Source organism: Pseudomonas sp. MDT2-39-1 (assembly GCF_054898085.1).
The window spans coordinates 6,252,730-6,270,811 of the sequence record NZ_CM142716.1 but is presented as its reverse complement, the minus strand read 5'-3'; the positions used below and the strand labels follow the sequence as shown (position 1 = coordinate 6,270,811).

The 18,082-nt window shown below is 60.3% G+C and carries 13 protein-coding genes; 6 read left to right on the top strand and 7 right to left on the bottom strand.

Translation table 11 applies throughout. The annotated features are described in order from the left end of the window. The first annotated feature begins 235 nt into the window (after positions 1–235). Positions 236–1,036 carry an endonuclease/exonuclease/phosphatase family protein gene (locus tag ACYZTM_RS29030; RefSeq protein WP_131061898.1) on the top strand — a complete coding sequence of 267 codons (801 nt, stop codon included), beginning with the start codon at positions 236–238 and terminating at the stop codon, positions 1,034–1,036. A gap of 38 nt (positions 1,037–1,074) precedes the next feature. Here the strand turns inward: ACYZTM_RS29030 and ACYZTM_RS29025 are convergent, their stop codons facing one another. Next, the gene (locus ACYZTM_RS29025) at positions 1,075–1,254 is read right to left on the bottom strand and encodes a hypothetical protein (protein WP_461986101.1); all 180 of its coding nucleotides are present in this window, start codon (positions 1,252–1,254) and stop codon (positions 1,075–1,077) included. A 398-nt stretch (positions 1,255–1,652) separates the two neighbouring features. Here ACYZTM_RS29025 and ACYZTM_RS29020 point away from each other — a divergent pair, with 398 nt between their 5' ends. Beyond that, positions 1,653–2,726, top strand: coding sequence for an autotransporter domain-containing protein (locus ACYZTM_RS29020; RefSeq protein ID WP_131061899.1), 1,074 nt, complete (start codon positions 1,653–1,655; stop codon positions 2,724–2,726). Positions 2,727–2,852: 126 nt separating this feature from the next. Here ACYZTM_RS29020 and glgB read toward each other — a convergent pair whose 3' ends face one another. From glgB to ACYZTM_RS29005, 3 genes are all read right to left on the bottom strand, one after another. Then, positions 2,853–5,084 carry a 1,4-alpha-glucan branching protein GlgB gene (gene glgB / locus ACYZTM_RS29015; protein ID WP_131061900.1) on the bottom strand — a complete coding sequence of 744 codons (2,232 nt, stop codon included), beginning with the start codon at positions 5,082–5,084 and terminating at the stop codon, positions 2,853–2,855. Between the two features lie 2 nt (positions 5,085–5,086). Then, entirely contained in the window at positions 5,087–8,428 is a 3,342-nt protein-coding gene (gene treS, locus ACYZTM_RS29010; protein ID WP_461986098.1) for a maltose alpha-D-glucosyltransferase, read from the bottom strand. A 221-nt stretch (positions 8,429–8,649) separates the two neighbouring features. Further along, on the bottom strand, positions 8,650–10,647 hold the full coding sequence (locus ACYZTM_RS29005) for an alpha-1,4-glucan--maltose-1-phosphate maltosyltransferase (RefSeq protein ID WP_461986096.1): 1,998 nt from the start codon (positions 10,645–10,647) through the stop codon (positions 8,650–8,652). A gap of 205 nt (positions 10,648–10,852) precedes the next feature. Between ACYZTM_RS29005 and ACYZTM_RS29000 the strand changes: the two genes are divergently transcribed. Further along, complete coding sequence (locus ACYZTM_RS29000) at positions 10,853–11,020, top strand: hypothetical protein (RefSeq protein ID WP_165557480.1); 168 nt, start codon at positions 10,853–10,855, stop codon at positions 11,018–11,020. Positions 11,021–11,023: 3 nt separating this feature from the next. Here ACYZTM_RS29000 and ACYZTM_RS28995 read toward each other — a convergent pair whose 3' ends face one another. After that, the gene (locus ACYZTM_RS28995) at positions 11,024–11,536 is read right to left on the bottom strand and encodes an MgtC/SapB family protein (RefSeq protein WP_461986094.1); all 513 of its coding nucleotides are present in this window, start codon (positions 11,534–11,536) and stop codon (positions 11,024–11,026) included. 125 nt (positions 11,537–11,661) lie between these two features. Here ACYZTM_RS28995 and ACYZTM_RS28990 point away from each other — a divergent pair, with 125 nt between their 5' ends. The 3 genes from ACYZTM_RS28990 to mapR all read left to right on the top strand — a co-directional run bounded on the left by ACYZTM_RS28990 (position 11,662) and on the right by mapR (position 15,027). Beyond that, positions 11,662–11,895 carry a DUF3203 family protein gene (locus ACYZTM_RS28990; protein ID WP_131061903.1) on the top strand — a complete coding sequence of 78 codons (234 nt, stop codon included), beginning with the start codon at positions 11,662–11,664 and terminating at the stop codon, positions 11,893–11,895. 196 nt (positions 11,896–12,091) lie between these two features. Further along, positions 12,092–13,519, top strand: coding sequence for a cytochrome c oxidase accessory protein CcoG (gene ccoG / locus ACYZTM_RS28985; protein ID WP_461986091.1), 1,428 nt, complete (start codon positions 12,092–12,094; stop codon positions 13,517–13,519). 98 nt (positions 13,520–13,617) lie between these two features. Then, on the top strand, positions 13,618–15,027 hold the full coding sequence (mapR, locus tag ACYZTM_RS28980) for a GntR family transcriptional regulator MpaR (RefSeq protein WP_131061905.1): 1,410 nt from the start codon (positions 13,618–13,620) through the stop codon (positions 15,025–15,027). Between the two features lie 93 nt (positions 15,028–15,120). On the opposite strand, the gene ACYZTM_RS28975 is transcribed toward mapR, so the two are convergent. After that, positions 15,121–15,867 carry an SDR family oxidoreductase gene (locus tag ACYZTM_RS28975; RefSeq protein ID WP_131061906.1) on the bottom strand — a complete coding sequence of 249 codons (747 nt, stop codon included), beginning with the start codon at positions 15,865–15,867 and terminating at the stop codon, positions 15,121–15,123. A gap of 92 nt (positions 15,868–15,959) precedes the next feature. Further along, on the bottom strand, positions 15,960–18,041 hold the full coding sequence (locus ACYZTM_RS28970) for a putative bifunctional diguanylate cyclase/phosphodiesterase (protein ID WP_461986088.1): 2,082 nt from the start codon (positions 18,039–18,041) through the stop codon (positions 15,960–15,962). Between the last annotated feature and the right edge of the window lie 41 nt (positions 18,042–18,082).

Here is an 18,082-nt window from a genome sequence, read left to right as displayed (position 1 = left end):
CGAAACGTCGCACCGCCCCGTTCGGCTGCGAAGCAGTCGTGAATTCTGCAAGTGCGGTGTGAATGGCGGAATGCTGGGGCCGCTTCGCAGCCCAACGGGGATAAATCCCCTCGCCACAAGGCAAGCTCGACAGCTGCTACATTTTTGTGTGAAGGCTGCTGGCGACGAATCACTCTGAACTGCCTGCCGCTGAATCAGTCGCATAACTAAGCAGCCCAGATTCAGAGGAGTGAACGTGACCAGCGATTCCGAGCAGCGAGCCGTCGAATCAGTGCCCTTGAACACGCCCCCGGTGATTCATCGTTTGAGGGTGCTGACGGTCAACACCCATAAGGGGTTTACCGCCTTCAACCGGCGATTCATTCTCCCGGAACTGCGCGAAGCGGTGCGCAGTACATCGGCCGATATCGTCTTCCTGCAAGAAGTGGTCGGCGAACACGATCGGCATTCTTCCCGCTACAACGACTGGCCGCAGACTTCGCAATACGAGTTCCTGGCCGACAGTATGTGGAGCGATTTCGCCTACGGCCGCAACGCCGTTTACCCCGACGGTCATCACGGCAACGCCTTGTTGTCGAAATACCCGATTCGCGAACACCGCAACCTCGATGTCTCGATCACCGGCCCCGAACGGCGCGGGTTGCTGCACTGCGTACTGGACGTGCCGGGGCACGCTGAAGTCCACGCGATCTGCGTGCATTTGAGTCTGCTGGAAAGCCATCGTCAGTTGCAGCTCCAGCTGCTCTGCCAACTGCTCGAATCCTTGCCCGACGATGCGCCAGTGATCATCGCCGGTGACTTCAACGACTGGCAGCTGCACGGCAACGCCGCCCTCGCCCGTCGCGATTATCTGCACGAAGCCTTCGAACACCACAATGGTCGTCCGGCGAAAACCTACCCCGCGCGTTTTCCGCTGCTGCGCCTGGACCGGGTCTACCTGCGCAACGCCAGCAGCCACAATCCGCGCATTCTCGGCAACAAACCCTGGACGCACCTGTCGGATCATTTGCCATTGGCGGTTGAAGTGCACCTCTGAGTTTTCATCCCATTAAGGCGCGTTAACCACGACGTAGGTCACATTACTGCCCTGATACTGCGGTTGATACCAGGTCGGTCCACACTCGTTTCCAGAACGGTATCCCGGGACACTTCGGTGTCTACCTGAAACTTCGACAGGCTGCGCAGGTAGTCGCTCATATCAATCAACTTGTCGACCACCTGAGGGCTGATCGTCGGGGTAGCGTCCGCGGTCATTTCCCGCCGCATTACTGACAGAATCGAGACACCCAATCAGCAGGACAACTGTGCACTGAACCTCGCTTTGGCAGACCGATAGCCCGCTATCCAAAGGCTCTGGCACGCGGGTTTTTTGACGATTTTTCGTACAAACAAGAACTTAGATGCGCGCCGTAAATCAGTCACTTGTGAGCACTAAAATACCACTACCACTTATCGGCCATTTTCTTGACGCGATGTCAAGGATCTTCTTAGCTACACGTTACTACCCCCGGAAATTCCACCAGGGGCAAACCTCCAGGACACCCGCGAAATCGGGCGACCAGCGGCTTGCCTCAATCCATTCGGTCGCCCCTCATTCGGGGTAGGAGAGACGCCAAAGCGAGATTCGGCATGCGATTGCAAGGTAGACCCCCATGAAAACTTCATTCACCCATCAAGAGATCAAAATCACTTTCTGCACTGTCTCGAGTTCGCTGCTGCTGTGTTCTTCCATGGAGGTGCAAGCAGGGCCCGCAGAGAATGAAACCGCCCCCAGGTATCGCCAGGATATTTCGGTAATGACCTTGCCCACGGTCAATATCACCGCCCCCTACCCTGGCCACTTCAGCGCCGCCTCCGATACAAGAAGTTCACACCTGACCATCGAAGACGCCGCGCCTTCGGCCTGGGATCAGCTGTACGGGCAGGCTTCGCGACAAGCACAGACCGATGTGATGGCGCAGGGCTTTTCCAGCCCTGGCAGTACAGAATTCAAAGGCCCGGCGATCCTGACCCTGCAGAGCGGTAGCGGCCATACCCAGCGGGTCGGCCTGATCGGCGGGATGACTCAGTTACAAGGCAACAGCAACGGCCTGCTGACCAGTCGCGCACTCGCCGACCCCGCCACGGACACCCTCAACCTTCAAGGCCAGAGCCTCGGCGCCTACTGGAGCCTGACCGGGCCCCAAGGCTGGCACGTGGATTTGTCGGCCAGCGGCGGCCGGGTCAACGGTTTCAGCCGTAACGACCAGGGTGCTCGGATGGCGACCGAAGGCAGCGCGGTGACGTTGTCGGTGGAAGGCGGTTTTCCGATTGGCCTGAGCGATAACTGGGTGGTCGAACCGCAAGCGCAGTTGATCAATCAACGCATCACACTGGATACACCTTATGCCGGCTCAGGCAATGCGTCGTCCAGCGACCTGACGTCCTGGAGCGGCCGGGTCGGCGCACGATTGAAAGGTAGTTACGACATTAACGGCCTGGGGGTCGAACCCTATGTGCGGACCAACGTGTGGCACACCGTATACACCGGCAATACCGTGACCCTCGATCAGGTCGACAAGATCAGCAGCAGTCGCCATTCATCGACGGTCGAAGTGGGTTTGGGGCTGGTGGCGAGAGTTACGCCTGCGGTGAGTTTTTACGTCAGTGCCGATTACAGCAGTGACGTGGATGACAATGATTTGAATGGATTGATCGGGAGTCTGGGTGTGCGGATGCGGTGGTGAGTGTCTGACTTCAGATGTGCGTTGTCCGGTCCGACGCCATCGCGAGCAAGCTCGCTCCCACAGTGGTTTTGTGTTCGACACAGATCCAATGTAGGCGCGAGGCTTGCCCGCGAAAGCGGTTTTAGATCAACCCTCCGGCCTCAGGATCAACACCGCCAGCGGTGGCAGGTTCAACACCAGCGAAAGCGACTGCCCATGGCTTGGCTCTTCCTCGGTAAACGCGCCGCCGCTGTTGCCGTAGTTAGAGCCGGCATACATCGCCGCATCGCTGTTGACCGCCTCGATCCAGCGCCCGGCGAACGGTACGCCGATGCGATAGGCCTGACGCGGCACCGGCGTGAAGTTCGCCACCACCAACACCGGCCGCCCTTCCTTGCTCCAGCGCAAGAACGCGTAAACGCTGTTGATCGCATCATCGCCAATCAACCACTGGAAGCCTTGCGGCGCGTCGTCCTGGTCATGCATCGCCGGTTCTTCGCGGTACAGCCGGTTGAGGTCGCCCACGAGTTTCTGCACACCCTTGTGTTCCGAGTATTGCAGCAGGTACCAGTCCAGTTGCTGATCGTGATTCCACTCGCGCCACTGGCCGAATTCGCAGCCCATGAACAACAGTTTTTTGCCCGGATGCGCCCACATGAAGCTCAAATAGGCCCGCAGGTTGGCAAATTTCTGCCAGCGGTCGCCGGGCATCTTGTCGATCAGGGAATGCTTGCCGTGCACCACTTCATCGTGGGAGATCGGCAGGATGAAGCGCTCGGACCAGGCATACACCAGGCCGAAACTCAGTTCGTTGTGGTGATGGGCGCGGTACACCGGATCCTGCTGGATGTAATGCAGCGAATCGTGCATCCAGCCCATGTTCCACTTGTAGTCGAAGCCCAGTCCGCCCTGTTGCGTGCTCTGGCTGACACCCGGCCACGCGGTGGATTCTTCGGCGATCACCAGCGCACCCGGCGCTTCCAGGTTGACCACGTCGTTGAGGTGGCGCAGGAAGTCGATGGCTTCAAGGTTCTCGCGTCCGCCGTGACGGTTGGGCACCCATTCCCCGGCCTTGCGCGAGTAATCGCGATAGAGCATCGACGCCACGGCATCGACCCGCAGGCCATCGACGTGGAAATGCTTGAGCCAGTGAAGTGCCGAGGCCAGCATGTAGCCGTGCACTTCGGTGCGGCCCAGGTTGTAGATCAGCGTGTCCCAATCCTGATGAAAACCTTCCTGCGGATTGCCGTATTCGTACAGCGCGGTGCCGTCGAACTGTGCGAGGCCGTGGGTATCGGTTGGGAAATGCGCCGGCACCCAATCGAGGATCACGCCGATGTCAGCCTGGTGGCAGGCATTGACGAAGGCCGCGAAGTCTTCCGGCGAACCGTAGCGGGCGCTCGGGGCGAATTGCGACAGCAACTGATAACCCCAGGAACCGCCGAACGGGTGTTCCATGATCGGCATCAGTTCAATGTGGGTGAACCCCAGCTCCTTCACATAAGGGATCAGCCGTTCGGCCAGTTCGTGCCACGTGTACTGACGCGCCACTTCACCCAGATCATCCAGCTCACACTGCCACGAGCCGGCGTGCAACTCGTAGATCGACAGCGGCGCACTCGGCAGATGCCGGTCGCCACGGGACTCCATCCATGCCTGATCCTGCCAATCGATGTTCAGCGGCGAAGCGACTTTTGACGCTGTGTCCGGCGGCAGCGAGGTGGCCAGGGCCATCGGATCAGCCTTGAGCGGCAGAATGCCTTGGGCACCGAGGATTTCGTATTTGTACGTTTCCCCCGCCTGCAGGCGCGGGACAAACAGCTCCCAAACCCCGGTGGGATGGCGCAGGCGCATCGGGTGCCGACGACCGTCCCAGTTGTTGAAGTCACCGACCACCGACACCCGCTTGGCGTTCGGTGCCCACACGGCGAAACGCACGCCGTCGACACCGTCGACCGACTTCAGCTGCGCACCGAGGCAGGCGCTGAGGTCGCGGTGATTGCCTTCTGCGAACAGGTACAAGTCCATCTCGCCGAGCAACGGGCCAAAGCTGTAAGGGTCCTCGGACACTTGTTCGCCGCCGGCCCACCGGGTTCGCAGCAGATACGGCTGCGCCCGATCGAAGTGCCCGACATACAGCCCCGGCGTCTGGGTGGCTTCAAGGTTGCCGAGTTCTTCCCCAGAGTCCCTGGCCAATACCTGCACACTTAGCGCGTCTGGCAGATAAGCCCGAATGAATTGCCCACCGGCGTCATCGCCGTGGGGGCCGAGAATTGCAAAAGGGTCGTGATGTTCGGCGCGTACCAGCGCGTCGATATCCCGCGATCTGGGCAGCAGCGCTTCTTTAGCGTGACCCTGTTCCTTGTTCGAGAAACTCATGACTACTCTCCACCAAGATCGGAAAAGGGTTTAAGCCCACTCAATAATCCAAACAAACCGTGCAATGGCACCGGCAGCCACGTGGGGCGATTTTCCGCCTCGTAGGCCACCTCATACGCCGCCTTCTCCAGCCCGAACAACGCCAACGCGGCGTCCTCGCCTTCCGGATCTTGCCACGCATGAGCAAGACTAGCTGCCGCCAGCCGATAAGCGTCGACAAATGCCTTTTTTGCTTCATTCAAATAACGGTCGGCTACCCGTTGCCGTGCCGCGCGGGCCTCGGCGGTGTTGTCGACGCTGTGCACGTTGATCGCCATCGCCGCGGCGTAATCGAAGGAGCGCAGCACGCCACTGACATCTTTATACGGGCTGTGCTTGCCGCGTCGTTCACTCAGCGGCCGCGCCGGTTCACCCTCGAAGTCGATCAGGAAAGCGTCGCCCTTGATCACCAGCACCTGACCCAGGTGCAAGTCGCCGTGGACGCGAATGCGTAAGCCGCCAACGGCTTTTTTGCCCAGTTCCTGGACATGGCTGAGGATGGCTTTTTTGTTGTCCAGTAACCGAGTGACCAGCGCTTTGTCCGCCGGGTTCAGTTCACTTTGATGCTGTTTGAGCAACTTCAGCGAGTGCTCCAGCTGCGCCGCGACGTCCTTGGCCGAGGCCAGGGCATCTATCTGCGTGGTCGCCTGCGGGGCAAAGTCCGGGTCATCGGTCGGGGCCGCCAGCACCTGGTGCATTTCACCCAGGCGCTGGCCGAGCATGCCGGCGAAGTCTTTCAATTCACCCAAGGCGTTGTAGTGCTGCTCCTGCTCCGATATGGCATCGGCCAGCTCATCACGTATCGCCCGTTCGAGGTTGTTCTGGGTCCATTCCCAGGCGTCGCCCTGATTGCTCAAATAGCCTTGGGCGATCATCAGCAGATTGTCTTCGCCTTGGGCATCGCGACGAACCACCGAACCCAGCAGCGGCGAGATGTTGCTGAAACCGGCATGGGTCAAGTACGCGCTCATTTCCAGTTCCGGGTGCACGCCCGACGCGACTTTGCGGATCAGCTTCAGCACCAGGCTGCTGCCGATCACCACCGAACTGTTGGACTGTTCGGCGGACAGGTAGCGCACTTCCGATTCCGCCGTCAGGCCCAGTCTGGCCAGCTCGGCGGTCGGTTCGAAACGAATCTCGCCGCCATCCGAAGGCAACACGGTGTTTTCCTGCATGCCTTGCAGCACCGCGCGGATAAAATTTTCCAGGCTGAACGCATCGGTGATCAAACCCACTTGAGGGCCACGTCGTACCCGAGACAGCGCCAGTTGCTGCGGCAACGCCGGCCCGACCTGATCATCGGCAATGAAGCCGAACGGCAACTGGTAACGGCTGGTCTGGCCGCCACTGGTGACTTCGACTTCACTCAAGAGCACCGGATGCTGCGCGTCACCGAAGCGCACGCCATAGACCAGGTTGACCTTCTCGATGGCCGCGTCCTTGCCGGCGAACCAGCGGCGGTTCTGCAACCAGTTCGGCAAGATGCCCTGCTCCAGCGTGCCACGGGACGGCACTTCGAGCAGTTCTTCCAGGCGTTTTTTCAGCACCAGGGTGGTGAAGTCCGGCAGGCTTTGCGCCGGTTCTACGTGCCAGCTAGGCATTTGATTCTCCGCGGCGAGTCCGAACCAGTAAAAGCCGTACGGCGCCAGTGTCAGGAGGAAATTCAACTGGCCGATCGGCGGAAAGGCGTTACCGCCGAGCATCTCCACCGGCACCATGCCGACGTAGGCGGACAAGTCCAATTCCGCCGCTTGCGCACTGCGCGATACGTTGGCGACACACAGGATGGTTTCGTATTGGCCATCCGGCCCGGTGAATTCACGGGTGTAGGCCAGAATCCGTCGATTGCTCGGCGACAGCATTTTCAGCGTGCCGCGACCGAAGGCCTTGGACTGCTTGCGCACGGCGAGCATGCGCCGGGTCCAGTTCAGCAGCGAATGCGGGTCGCCGGCCTGGGTTTCGACGTTAACCGACAGGTAACCGTATTGCGGGTCCATGATCGGTGGCAGCACCAGGCTCGCCGGGTCGGCGCGGGAGAAACCGCCGTTACGGTCGATTGACCACTGCATTGGCGTGCGCACGCCGTCTCGGTCGCCGAGGTAGATGTTGTCGCCCATGCCGATTTCATCGCCGTAGTACATCGTCGGCGTGCCCGGCATCGACAGCAGCAAACTGTTGAGCAGCTCCACGCGACGGCGATCCCGCTCCATCAGCGGTGCGAGGCGGCGGCGAATACCGAGGTTGATCCGCGCCCGGCGGTCAGCCGCGTAGTAATTCCACAGGTAATCGCGCTCTTTGTCGGTGACCATCTCCAGGGTCAGCTCATCGTGGTTGCGCAGGAAAATCGCCCACTGACAGTTGGCCGGGATCTCCGGGGTCTGACGCAGGATGTCGGTGATCGGGAAACGATCTTCCTGAGCCAGCGCCATGTACATGCGTGGCATCAACGGGAAGTGGAACGCCATGTGACATTCGTCGCCGTTGAGGCCTTTTTTGTCAGTGTCACCAAAGTACAGTTGCGTGTCTTCCGGCCATTGATTGGCCTCGGCCAACAGCATGCGGTCCGGATAATTGGCGTCGATTTCAGCACGGATCTGTTTGAGGACGTCGTGGGTCTCGGGCAGGTTTTCGTTGTTGGTGCCGTCACGCTCGATCAGGTACGGAATCGCGTCCAGCCGCAAACCGTCGATGCCCATGTCGAGCCAGTAGCGCATCACCGACAGCACCGCTTTCATGACTTGCGGGTTGTCGAAGTTCAGGTCCGGCTGGTGCGAATAAAAGCGGTGCCAGAAGTACTGGCCGGCGACCGGGTCCCAGGTCCAGTTGGACTTCTCGGTGTCGAGAAAGATGATGCGGGTGCCGTCGTATTTTTGATCGTTGTCGGACCAGACGTAGAAGTCCCGCGCCGCCGAACCGGGTTTGGCTTTACGTGCGCGCTGGAACCAGGCGTGCTGGTCGGAGGTGTGGTTGATGACCAGCTCGGTAATCACCCGCAGGCCACGTTTGTGGGCCTCGGAGATGAAACGCTTGGCGTCGGCCATGGTGCCGTAGTCGGGGTGGACGCTACGGTATTCGGCAATGTCGTAGCCATCGTCGCGCCGTGGCGACGGATAGAAGGGCAAGAGCCAGATGGTGTTGACGCCGAGATCGGCAATGTAATCGAGTTTGGCGATAAGACCGGGAAAGTCGCCGATGCCGTCATTGTTGGAGTCGAAAAAAGACTTAACGTGTACCTGGTAGATCACCGCATCCTTGTACCAGAGCGGGTCCTTGATGAAGGTGGCTGCCTTGGGTTTCTTCGCCATTTGAAACTCCTGTTGAATTAGAAATAGCCACCACCGAGCCAGTCGCTTTGGAAAAAGGCATTTGTGGTGAGGGGATTTATCCCCGTTCGGCTGCGGAGCAGTCGCATGCGTGTGATCTGGTTGATGCAGTGTTTGGGCGGACTGGGGGCCGCTTCGCGACCCAACGGGGATAAATCCCCTCGCCACAGGAATCCCCTCACCACAAAAGCCCCTCACCACGGTCAGGAGGTGGTGATTCGCCAGATGCTGAACGGTTGATGCGCCGGGTCGATCCGCATGAACTGGTACTTGCCGTGCCAGGTCCAGCGATGGCCGCTCATCAAGTCTTCGCCTTGGGTGCTGGCGTCGTCGGGCAAGCCCATTTCCCACAGCGGCAATTCGAAGTTCGCTTCCTGGACGTTATGCGGGTCGAGGCTGACGGCCACCAGAATGAAGTTGCTGCCATCCGCGCTGCGTTTGCCGAAATACAGAATGTTGTCGTTCCACGCGTTGTAGACCGTCAAGCCCAGGTGCGTGTGCAGCGCCGGGTTTTGCCGGCGGATGCGGTTGAGCTGGGCAATCTCGGCGATGATGTTGCCCGGCGCATTGAAGTCCCGTGGGCGGATTTCGTACTTCTCGGAATTGAGGTATTCCTCCTTGCCCGGCACCGGCGCGGCTTCACACAGTTCGAAGCCCGAATACATGCCCCACAGCCCTGAACCCATAGTTGCCAACGCCGCGCGAATCAGAAAACCGGCGCGCCCGGACTCATGCAAAAACGCGGGATTGATGTCCGGCGTATTGACGAAGAAGTTCGGCCGGTAGCATTCGCGCCACGGCGACTCATTGAGCTCGGTGAAATAGGTCGCCAGTTCCGTTTTAGTATTGCGCCAGGTGAAGTAGGTGTAGCTCTGGGAGTAACCGACCTTGCCCAGCCGCGCCATCATCGCCGGGGTGGTAAAGGCTTCCGCGAGGAACATCACCTCGGGATACAGCGCCCGCACATCGGCGATCAGCCATTGCCAGAACGGCAGCGGCTTGGTGTGAGGGTTGTCGACGCGAAAGATCTTCACGCCCTCTTCGACCCAACCGACCACGATGTCCCGCAGCTCCACCCACAAACTGGGGATCGCATCGCTGGCATAGAAATCGACGTTGACGATGTCCTGATATTTTTTCGGCGGGTTCTCGGCGTATTTGATCGTGCCGTCCGGACGCCAGTTGAACCAGCCCGGGTGCTGTTTGAGCCACGGGTGGTCCTGGGAGCACTGGATCGCGAAATCGAGGGCAATTTCCAGTCCGTGATCCGCCGCCGCTGAAACCAGTCGACGGAAGTCTTCGCGAGTGCCGAGTTCGGAATGAATCGCCTCGTGCCCGCCCTCTTCGCTGCCGATGGCATACGGGCTGCCCGGATCGTCGGGGCCGGCGGTCAATGAATTGTTCGGGCCTTTGCGGTAGCTGCGACCGATCGGGTGGATCGGCGGGAAGTACAGCACATCGAAACCCATGTCCTGAATCGTCGCCAGACGCGAGTGCACATCGTTAAACGTGCCGTGACGGGCGGGATCGTCGGTGATCGAGCGCGGAAACAACTCGTACCAACTGGCGAACTGCGCCAGTCCCCGCTCGACGTCCAGCGCAAACTCGGGGCTGAGACTCAGGTAAGCGCGGTGATCGGCCTGGGCCATCTGGTCGGCGCTACGCTGGTGCAGAAACAGGGCGACCTGCTCGGTTTCGAGCAGACCGGACAGCTCATGGTGCAACGCCGCCAGCTCTTCGCTCAACGGCCCTTCCGAGCGTTCGGCCGCTTGTTTCACCTGGTTGCGCCCTTCCTGCAACTCCAGGCTGATCGGCACGCCGGCGATGTGTTTCTTCTCGATCTCATACAGAAAGCTGGCGTACTGATCGATCCAGGCTTCGATACAAAAGACGTAGCGGCCCTGATCCTCAACATGGAACTGGCCCTGCCAGCCGTTGTTGCCAAGGTCGGTCATGACCTCGCTCTGCCAAGTCTCGTCGCTGTCGGCACGCCAGCGTATGCGCACGGCCAGTTTGTCGTGACCGTCGGCGAATACTTTGGCGGTGACCACCACGTCCTGCCCCACCACGGCCTTGGCAGCAAACTGCCCGCCGTCCAGGGTCGGCATGATGTTTTCGATGGCGATGCGCGGCAGCAGCAGAGCCTGCGACAGCGGCATATGAGGGTTGTAATTCAGCTCTGTCGGTTTTTCAGCAGTCATCGAGCATCTCTCCTTAACGCCCCATGGACGCTCATGTGTCTGGTCGTCGTTCACGCAGAACCCGTCGGTCCGACATGAACTCACTTAGGTTCCGAGCGACAAGCGCGGGGAAAAGTTCACGCCATTTGCCGGGAATCAAATCCCTCGCGCGACGGTCAACCAACTTAAGCACGACTTACGCCATGTGCCACTGGAGGCTTCAACGATGAGTATTCCAATCCCGGCTGAAACACCCGATCCGAACATCGACCAGCCGACCATTCCGCCGACCGAGCCAGAGCCGGTGCCCGAGCAAGAGCCGCCGGGAACCACTCCACCGCCTCGGGAAGAACCACCAGCCACCCTGCCGCCGGTGATCCTGACGCCAGAGTGATAGCTACGGCCGCTCTTGCTCGTCTGTTTCCCTGTCGATCATTCTCACGATCCTCGGCATCACGCTGAAAATCGCCAAGGCCAGCAGCGTACTGAACACCGCCGTCGCCTCGCGACCCAAGCCGGCCGAGACACCGATGGCGGCGGTCATCCACAAGCCGGCGGCGGTGGTCAGGCCTTTAACATGGCCATCATCGCCTTCCTGGTTTTTCAGGATGGTGCCGGCGCAGAGGAAACCGATTCCGGCGATCACGCCCTGCACCACTCGGCTCATGGCATCGGCCTGGGAGCCGGACATCTGCGGCACCAGCACAAACAACGCCGCGCCCAGCGCCACCAACATGTGCGTGCGAACCCCGGCAGCCTTGCCCTTTTGCTCCCGTTCGAAACCGAGAATGCCGCCCAATATTGCTGCAATCAGCAATCTCACGGTTATACGTGTCAGTTGTGACGCATCGCCGATGTCGGCGAACTCCGCTTGCAGGGTTACCCAAACCTCATGCCACCAGGCGTTCATGGTGCAATCCTTGTGATTGTTCGTTATGGGAGGATGAACCGCGCCGACCATTAATCAGTTGCACAGAACGATGTCCTACGGATGCGCCCTAACAGTTTAGAACCCGCTAAAAAAAGGACACCGCCATGACTGTGCGCATCGAAAACCAGACCTGCTTTTTCCTTACCGAGAACGGCGAAGAAATTCGCCTGTGCCCCGATGTCACGATCATTACCGATTCGGAAAAAGCCATGTCGGCGGTTGAGCTCAACGGCCAGCGTGTCTACATCACCGAAGCAGAAGCCGACGCATTGACCGTAGCAGGTGCAGTGGACGGTCGCAGGCATTTGAAGGCTACCGACAGTGATTCGGTGATTTGACTGACCCGGATCAACAACGCCCGCAAGCGCCTGATATAGGGGCCTGCGCCCCGCTGTGACGGGGTGCATCAAGTTGTCGCAGGTAGCGGATCAATGCCCATCTGATCCGCTTTTTATTGCAATACCTGAGTCTGTTATGCAAACAGATCGCTGGTCATAGTGCTCATGCCTGATGGAGGCTGATGAGCGAAAGACCATGAGCGAAAGAATCCCCGTCCGAACCGTAGAACCTGCCTCATTTGTAAAAAACGAGCCTTTGCGTCCAAAGACAAAGGCCAAATCCAGCGACAACCTGATCCACACCCGCAGCTTCACCGGCCTGTTCCGCACACTGCGCTTGAGCGGCACGGGCGTATTGTTTTTACTGTTCTTCGGCACCGTGTGGCTGAACTGGGGCGACCGTCAGGCGGTGCTCTGGGACCTTTCCGAAAGCAAATTCCACATTTTCGGCGCAACCTTCTGGCCTCAGGACTTCATCCTGCTCTCGGCGCTGCTGATCATCGCCGCGTTCGGCCTGTTCGCGATCACCGTGTTCGCCGGCAGGGTCTGGTGCGGTTACACCTGCCCGCAGAGCTCCTGGACCTGGATCTTCATGTGGTGCGAGAAGATCACCGAAGGCGAACGCAACCAGCGGATCAAATTGCAAGCCGCGCCCTGGGGCCTGAACAAACTGATCCGCCGCTCGGCCAAGCACACCCTGTGGCTGGCCATCAGCCTGCTCACCGGGCTGACCTTTGTTGGCTACTTCACGCCGATCCGGCCGCTGGCCGAAGAGCTGCTGACCCTGCAGATGGGGGGTGTCAGCCTGTTCTGGGTACTGTTTTTCACCGGCGCAACTTACATCAACGCCGGTTGGCTGCGTGAAGCGGTGTGCATGCACATGTGCCCGTATGCGCGGTTCCAGAGTGTGATGTTCGACAAAGACACCCTGACCATTTCCTACGACGTGGCCCGTGGTGAAAACCGTGGCCCGCGCAAACGTGAGGTGAAACCGGCCGAGGTGGGCCTGGGTGATTGCATCGATTGTCAGGTGTGCGTGCAGGTCTGCCCGACCGGAATCGACATTCGCGATGGTTTGCAGATGGAGTGCATCGGCTGCGCGGCATGTATCGACGCCTGCGATTCGATCATGGACAAAATGGGCTATGCGCGTGGCTTGATCAGCTATACCTCGGAGCATGAGTTGCAAGGTGGCAAGACCCACCTGTTGCGGCCGCGGCTGATCGGTTACACCGCGGTGCTGCTGGTGATGATCGGCGCCCTCGCCCTCGCCTTGGTCGAACGGCCGATGGTGTCGTTGGACGTGAGCAAAGACCGTGGCCTGTTCCGCGAGAACAGTCAGGGGCAGATCGAAAACATCTACAGCCTGAAGGTCATCAACAAGACTCAGCTGCGTCAGGAGTACCAACTGAACCTGGTGGATGGCGAAGGCTTCCAGCTGCAAGGCAAGACCGAGCTGAGCCTGGCGCCGGGTGAGATTGTGGATGTGCCGGTGTCGGTGGCAATGCTGGCGGACCGGCCGAACAGCAGCTCGCAGACAATCAGCTTCAAGATTGTCGACAGTGACGAGCCAGACATCTATAGCGTGGCCAAAAGCCGGTTTGTTGCGCCGATGAACCGTTGATCCCTTAGACTACGGTGCTGCCATTCGCGGGCGGCGTTCCGACTTGCCCGCGAAGAGTTCACCTCGATTTTTCTGAATGACACCAATCCAGGCACTCGATGAAACGCTACGAAAAATTCGCCGACGACATCGCTGAACTGATCCGCTCCGGCGTCCTCGGCCCCGGCCAGCGCGTGCCGTCGGTGCGCTACGCCAGCCAGACTTACGGGGTCAGCCCGTCCACCGTGTTCCAGGCCTATTACCTGCTCGAACGCCGTGGCCTGATCCGCGCCCGGCCGCGCTCCGGCTACTTCGTCAACGCGCACGCGCCGAGCCCGTTTTCTGAGCCGGTGATCAGCAGTCAGGTCAACGAATCCACCGAAGTCGACGTCAGCGAACTGGTGTTCTCGGTCCTCGACTCGATCAAGGACCCGACCACCGTGCCCTTCGGCTCGGCCTTCCCCAGCCCGACCCTGTTCCCGTTGCAGCGCCTGTCCCGCTCCCTGGCCAGCGCCGCCCGGGACATGGACCCGCGAATGGTCGTCACCGACATGTCGCCGGGCAACCCGCAGCTGCGTCGCCAGATTGCCCTGCGTTACATGGTCGGCGGGCTGATGCTGCCGATGGAGGAATTGCTGATCACCAACGGTGCGCTGGAAGCGCTGAACCTGTGCCTGCAAGCGGTCACCGAGCCCGGCGACCTGGTGGCCATCGAAGCCCCGGCGTTCTATGCCTGCCTGCAAATACTGGAACGGCTGAAGCTCAAAGCCGTCGAGATCCCGGTGCACCCGCGCGACGGTATCGACCTGGGCGTGCTCGCCCAAACCCTGGAACGCCACCCGATCAAGGCGTGCTGGTGCATGACCAGTTTCCAGAACCCGATGGGCGCAACCATGCCCGAGGCCAAGAAGCAGGAGCTGGTCGAGTTATTGCGCAGCCACCAAGTGCCGCTGATAGAGGACGACGTCTACGCCGAACTCTATTACGGTCAACAGGCACCGAAACCGGCCAAGGCGTTTGATACCGAAGGGCTGGTGATGCATTGCGGTTCCTTCGCCAAGAGCCTGGCCCCGGGCTACCGCATTGGCTGGGTCGCCGCCGGGCGTTACGCGCAGAAGATCGAGCGCCTGAAACTCATGACCTCGCTGTGCGCCTCGATGCCGGCCCAGGCCGCCATCGCCGACTACCTGCAACACGGCGGCTACGACCGGCACTTGCGCAAACTGCGTTATGCCCTGGAAGAACAGCAAAGCGCCATGCTCGCCGCCATCGCCCGCTACTTCCCGGCGCAGACACGCGTCAGCCAACCGGCCGGGGGCTACTTTTTGTGGCTGGAACTGCCGCCGCAGATGGATTCGCTGAAGTTGTTTCAGATGGCATTGGCGCAAGGCATCAGCATCGCGCCGGGGCCGATCTTTTCACCGACGCAGCGGTTCAGGAATTGTATTCGGTTGAATTATGGGAGCCCGTGGACCGAGGATTCGGAGAAGGCGATGGAGACGTTGGGGCGGATAGTGCGGTCATTCTGACGATTCTGTGTTGTTTGATAGATTGCTATCGCGAGCTTGCTCCGGGCGGCGATCCGACGATGAGGCCGACCCGGTTAACACAAGTCTTAGAGATTAACGCCCGCCGCCAAGATCAACGAAAGTCCCCGTCGCATAAGAAGCCTTGTCCGACAGCAACCAGATAATCGCCTCAGCCACTTCATCCGGCCGGCCACCGCGAGCCATCGGGATTGCCGATTCGAGCTTGCTGACCCGATCCGGATCACCGCTCAGCGCATGGAAGTCGGTGTAGATAAACCCCGGCCGCACCGCATTGACGCGAATCCCCTCGCCCGCCACTTCCTTGGACAGGCCGATGGTGAAGCTGTCGAGGGCGCCTTTGGAGGCGGCGTAATCCACGTATTCGTTGGGTGAGCCCAAACGCGAGGCCACCGAAGACACGTTGACGATGCTGCCGCCCTGCCCGCCATGTTTGGGCGACATGCGCATGATCGCGTGCTTGGCGCAGAGGATGGGCGCCAGGACGTTGGTCTTGAGGGTTTTGAGAATGCGGAACTCGGACATTTCGTCAACGCGGGATTTGTGCCCGACGGTGCCGGCGTTGTTCACCAGCGCCGTGACTCGACCCAGCTCGGTGTCGACACGGTGGAACAGACTGATCACTTCGTCTTCGATGCTGACGTCGGCGCGCACCGCAATGGCTTGAGCGCCCAGTGCGCGAACTTGCGCCAATACACTATGCGCAGCCGATTCGTCGGCCTGATAGTTGATACAGATCCGATAGCCAAGCCCTGCGGCCAACAGCGCGGTTGCAGCGCCGATACCACGGCCGCCGCCGGTGATGACAATGACCTTGTCCATGCTGACTTTCCCCCTTCACGCGTAAGCAGTCGGGGCCAAGAGTAACCGCCATTGCCGGTTTTTGCATGGTCTCACATCAATCACAACGGTATTCAAGCCGTCGTCAATCGTTCCCCGCGAACAATGTCGGCCATGAAGCGATCCGCCGGCAGAGGATGGCCGAGCAGGAAGCCCTGCAATGAATCGCAGCCCAGTTTGGTCAGGAAGTCTTGCTGGACACCGGTCTCCACGCCTTCAGCCACGATGCGCAAACCCAACGCCTGGCCGAGGGCGACGATGGCCGAAACGATGGCCGCGTCGTCACTGTCGTGTTCCAGATCTCGGACGAAACCGCGGTCGATCTTCAGTTCGTTGGCCGGCAGACGCTTGAGGTACATCAAACTCGAATAGCCGGTGCCGAAGTCATCGATGGACAGGTCGACGCCCATTTCCGAGAGTTCCTGAAGCACCGTCATGCTCGCATCGGCATCGCTCATGGCGGTGGTTTCGGTGATTTCCAGGGTCAGGCTATTGGCCGGCAGCTGATGCGTGGCCAAGGCCTTGGAGACGCTCTTGACCAGGCCCGCATGGCAGAACTGCAACGCCGAGAGATTTACGGCAATGCGCCAGTCGGTGTAGCCAAGCACGTACCACTCGCGCATTTGGCGGCAGGCTTCGTTCAGGACCCATTCACCAATGGGAATGATCAGCCCGGTCCGTTCCGCGAGGTCGATAAACTTGTCCGGCAGCAACATGCCCTGGGTCGGATGCTCCCAGCGCAGCAGCGCCTCCGCGCCCACCGGGCGGCCATTGCCGGCGTCGAACTTGGGCTGGTAATAGAGGCTGAATTGCTGCTGATCGAGGGCGTTGCGCAAATCCTGCAGCAGTTGCAGCTGTTTGCGCGCGTTGCTGTTCATCGAGGCGTCGAAGAAGCTGTAGCCGTTTTTCCCGGCGCCCTTGGCGTGGTACATCGCCGCATCGGCGTTCATCAGCAATTCCTGGGCAGTCTGGCCGTTGCCCGGGTACAGCGCGATGCCAACGCTGGCGGAAATCTGCAGCTCATGTTCGGCGACGCGGAACGAACTGCCGATCAGCCCGACCTGACGCGCCGCCAGGCTCAACGCGTCATTTGGCTCGCCGAGCCGCACCAGCAACACGAACTCATCGCCACCGATTCGCGCCAACGTGTCCTGACTGCGCATGTCCTCGCGCAGGCGCAAACCGACCTCACGCAACAACTGATCGCCCATGTGGTGGCCGAACGCATCGTTGACCGGTTTGAAACCGTCCAGGTCGATGAACATCAGCGCGAAACAACCGCCCTGCTCCTGAACCTTGGACATGGCCTGCTCGATGCGGTCGGCCAGCAACATGCGATTGGGCAGTCCCGTCAGGGTGTCGTGCAGGGCCAGTTGGGTCAGCTCACGGTTGGCTTCCGTCAGCGAGCGCGCCAGGTCCGCAGTGCGGGCCTCAAGACGTGCATCGAGCACCGAGGTCAACAAGGCGATGCTCAATACCGCGAGCGTGGTGATCAGTACCAGATTGTCGAGGCCTTTGCCGTTCAAGCCGCTGATGGCGGCGCCACAGAAACTGCCGTCCGGGAATCGCGCCGCGGCCATGGCGGTGTAGTGCATGCCGACGATGGCGAGGCCCATGATCACCGCGGCACCGGCGCGTAACAGACCCACATACGGCGTGTGCTGGCGCAGGTGGAAGGCAATCCATAACGCTGCGCCGGAAGCGCCAACGGCGATAAGCAGCGACGCACCGAACAGCGTCGGGTCGTAATCGATACCCGGCTGCATGCGCATGGCGGCCATGCCGGTGTAATGCATGGCGCTGATCCCGGCCCCCATGATCAACGCGCCGAACGCCAGTTGCCAGCTCGGCAGCCGTGGCTGGCTGACCAGCCACAGGGCAAAGCCGCAGGACAGGATCGCGGTCAGCAGCGAGAGTGCCGTGAGGGTGAAGTCGTAACCCAGGTCGATGGGCAATGTGAACGCGAGCATGCCGATAAAGTGCATCGACCAGACGCCAACGCCCATGGCAAAGGCGCCGCCCGCCGTCCATAGAAACACGGCGCGGCCTTTGGCCGTGGAGATGCGTTCGGTCAGGTCGAGCGCGGTATAGGAGGCGAGAATCGCTACGCAGAGCGAAATGATAACCAGCGTGGGTGAATAGCTACCGATGAGCATGTGACTTCTCGCGATCGCCCCACCGTACTGCTTCCGTTCTC

Excerpts from the sequence above, each read along its gene's own strand:
- glgB (WP_131061900.1), bottom strand. The coding sequence starts at position 5,084 with ATGAGTTTCTCGAACAAGGAACAGGGTCACGCTAAAGAAGCGCTGCTG.
- ACYZTM_RS28975 (WP_131061906.1), bottom strand. The coding sequence starts at position 15,867 with ATGGACAAGGTCATTGTCATCACCGGCGGCGGCCGTGGTATCGGCGCT.
- ACYZTM_RS29025 (WP_461986101.1), bottom strand. The coding sequence starts at position 1,254 with ATGACCGCGGACGCTACCCCGACGATCAGCCCTCAGGTGGTCGACAAG.
- mapR (WP_131061905.1), top strand. The coding sequence starts at position 13,618 with ATGAAACGCTACGAAAAATTCGCCGACGACATCGCTGAACTGATCCGC.
- ACYZTM_RS28970 (WP_461986088.1), bottom strand. The coding sequence starts at position 18,041 with ATGCTCATCGGTAGCTATTCACCCACGCTGGTTATCATTTCGCTCTGC.
- ccoG (WP_461986091.1), top strand. The coding sequence starts at position 12,092 with ATGAGCGAAAGAATCCCCGTCCGAACCGTAGAACCTGCCTCATTTGTA.
- ACYZTM_RS28990 (WP_131061903.1), top strand. The coding sequence starts at position 11,662 with ATGACTGTGCGCATCGAAAACCAGACCTGCTTTTTCCTTACCGAGAAC.
- treS (WP_461986098.1), bottom strand. The coding sequence starts at position 8,428 with ATGGCGAAGAAACCCAAGGCAGCCACCTTCATCAAGGACCCGCTCTGG.
- ACYZTM_RS29000 (WP_165557480.1), top strand. The coding sequence starts at position 10,853 with ATGAGTATTCCAATCCCGGCTGAAACACCCGATCCGAACATCGACCAG.
- ACYZTM_RS29020 (WP_131061899.1), top strand. The coding sequence starts at position 1,653 with ATGAAAACTTCATTCACCCATCAAGAGATCAAAATCACTTTCTGCACT.
- ACYZTM_RS29005 (WP_461986096.1), bottom strand. The coding sequence starts at position 10,647 with ATGACTGCTGAAAAACCGACAGAGCTGAATTACAACCCTCATATGCCG.
- ACYZTM_RS28995 (WP_461986094.1), bottom strand. The coding sequence starts at position 11,536 with ATGAACGCCTGGTGGCATGAGGTTTGGGTAACCCTGCAAGCGGAGTTC.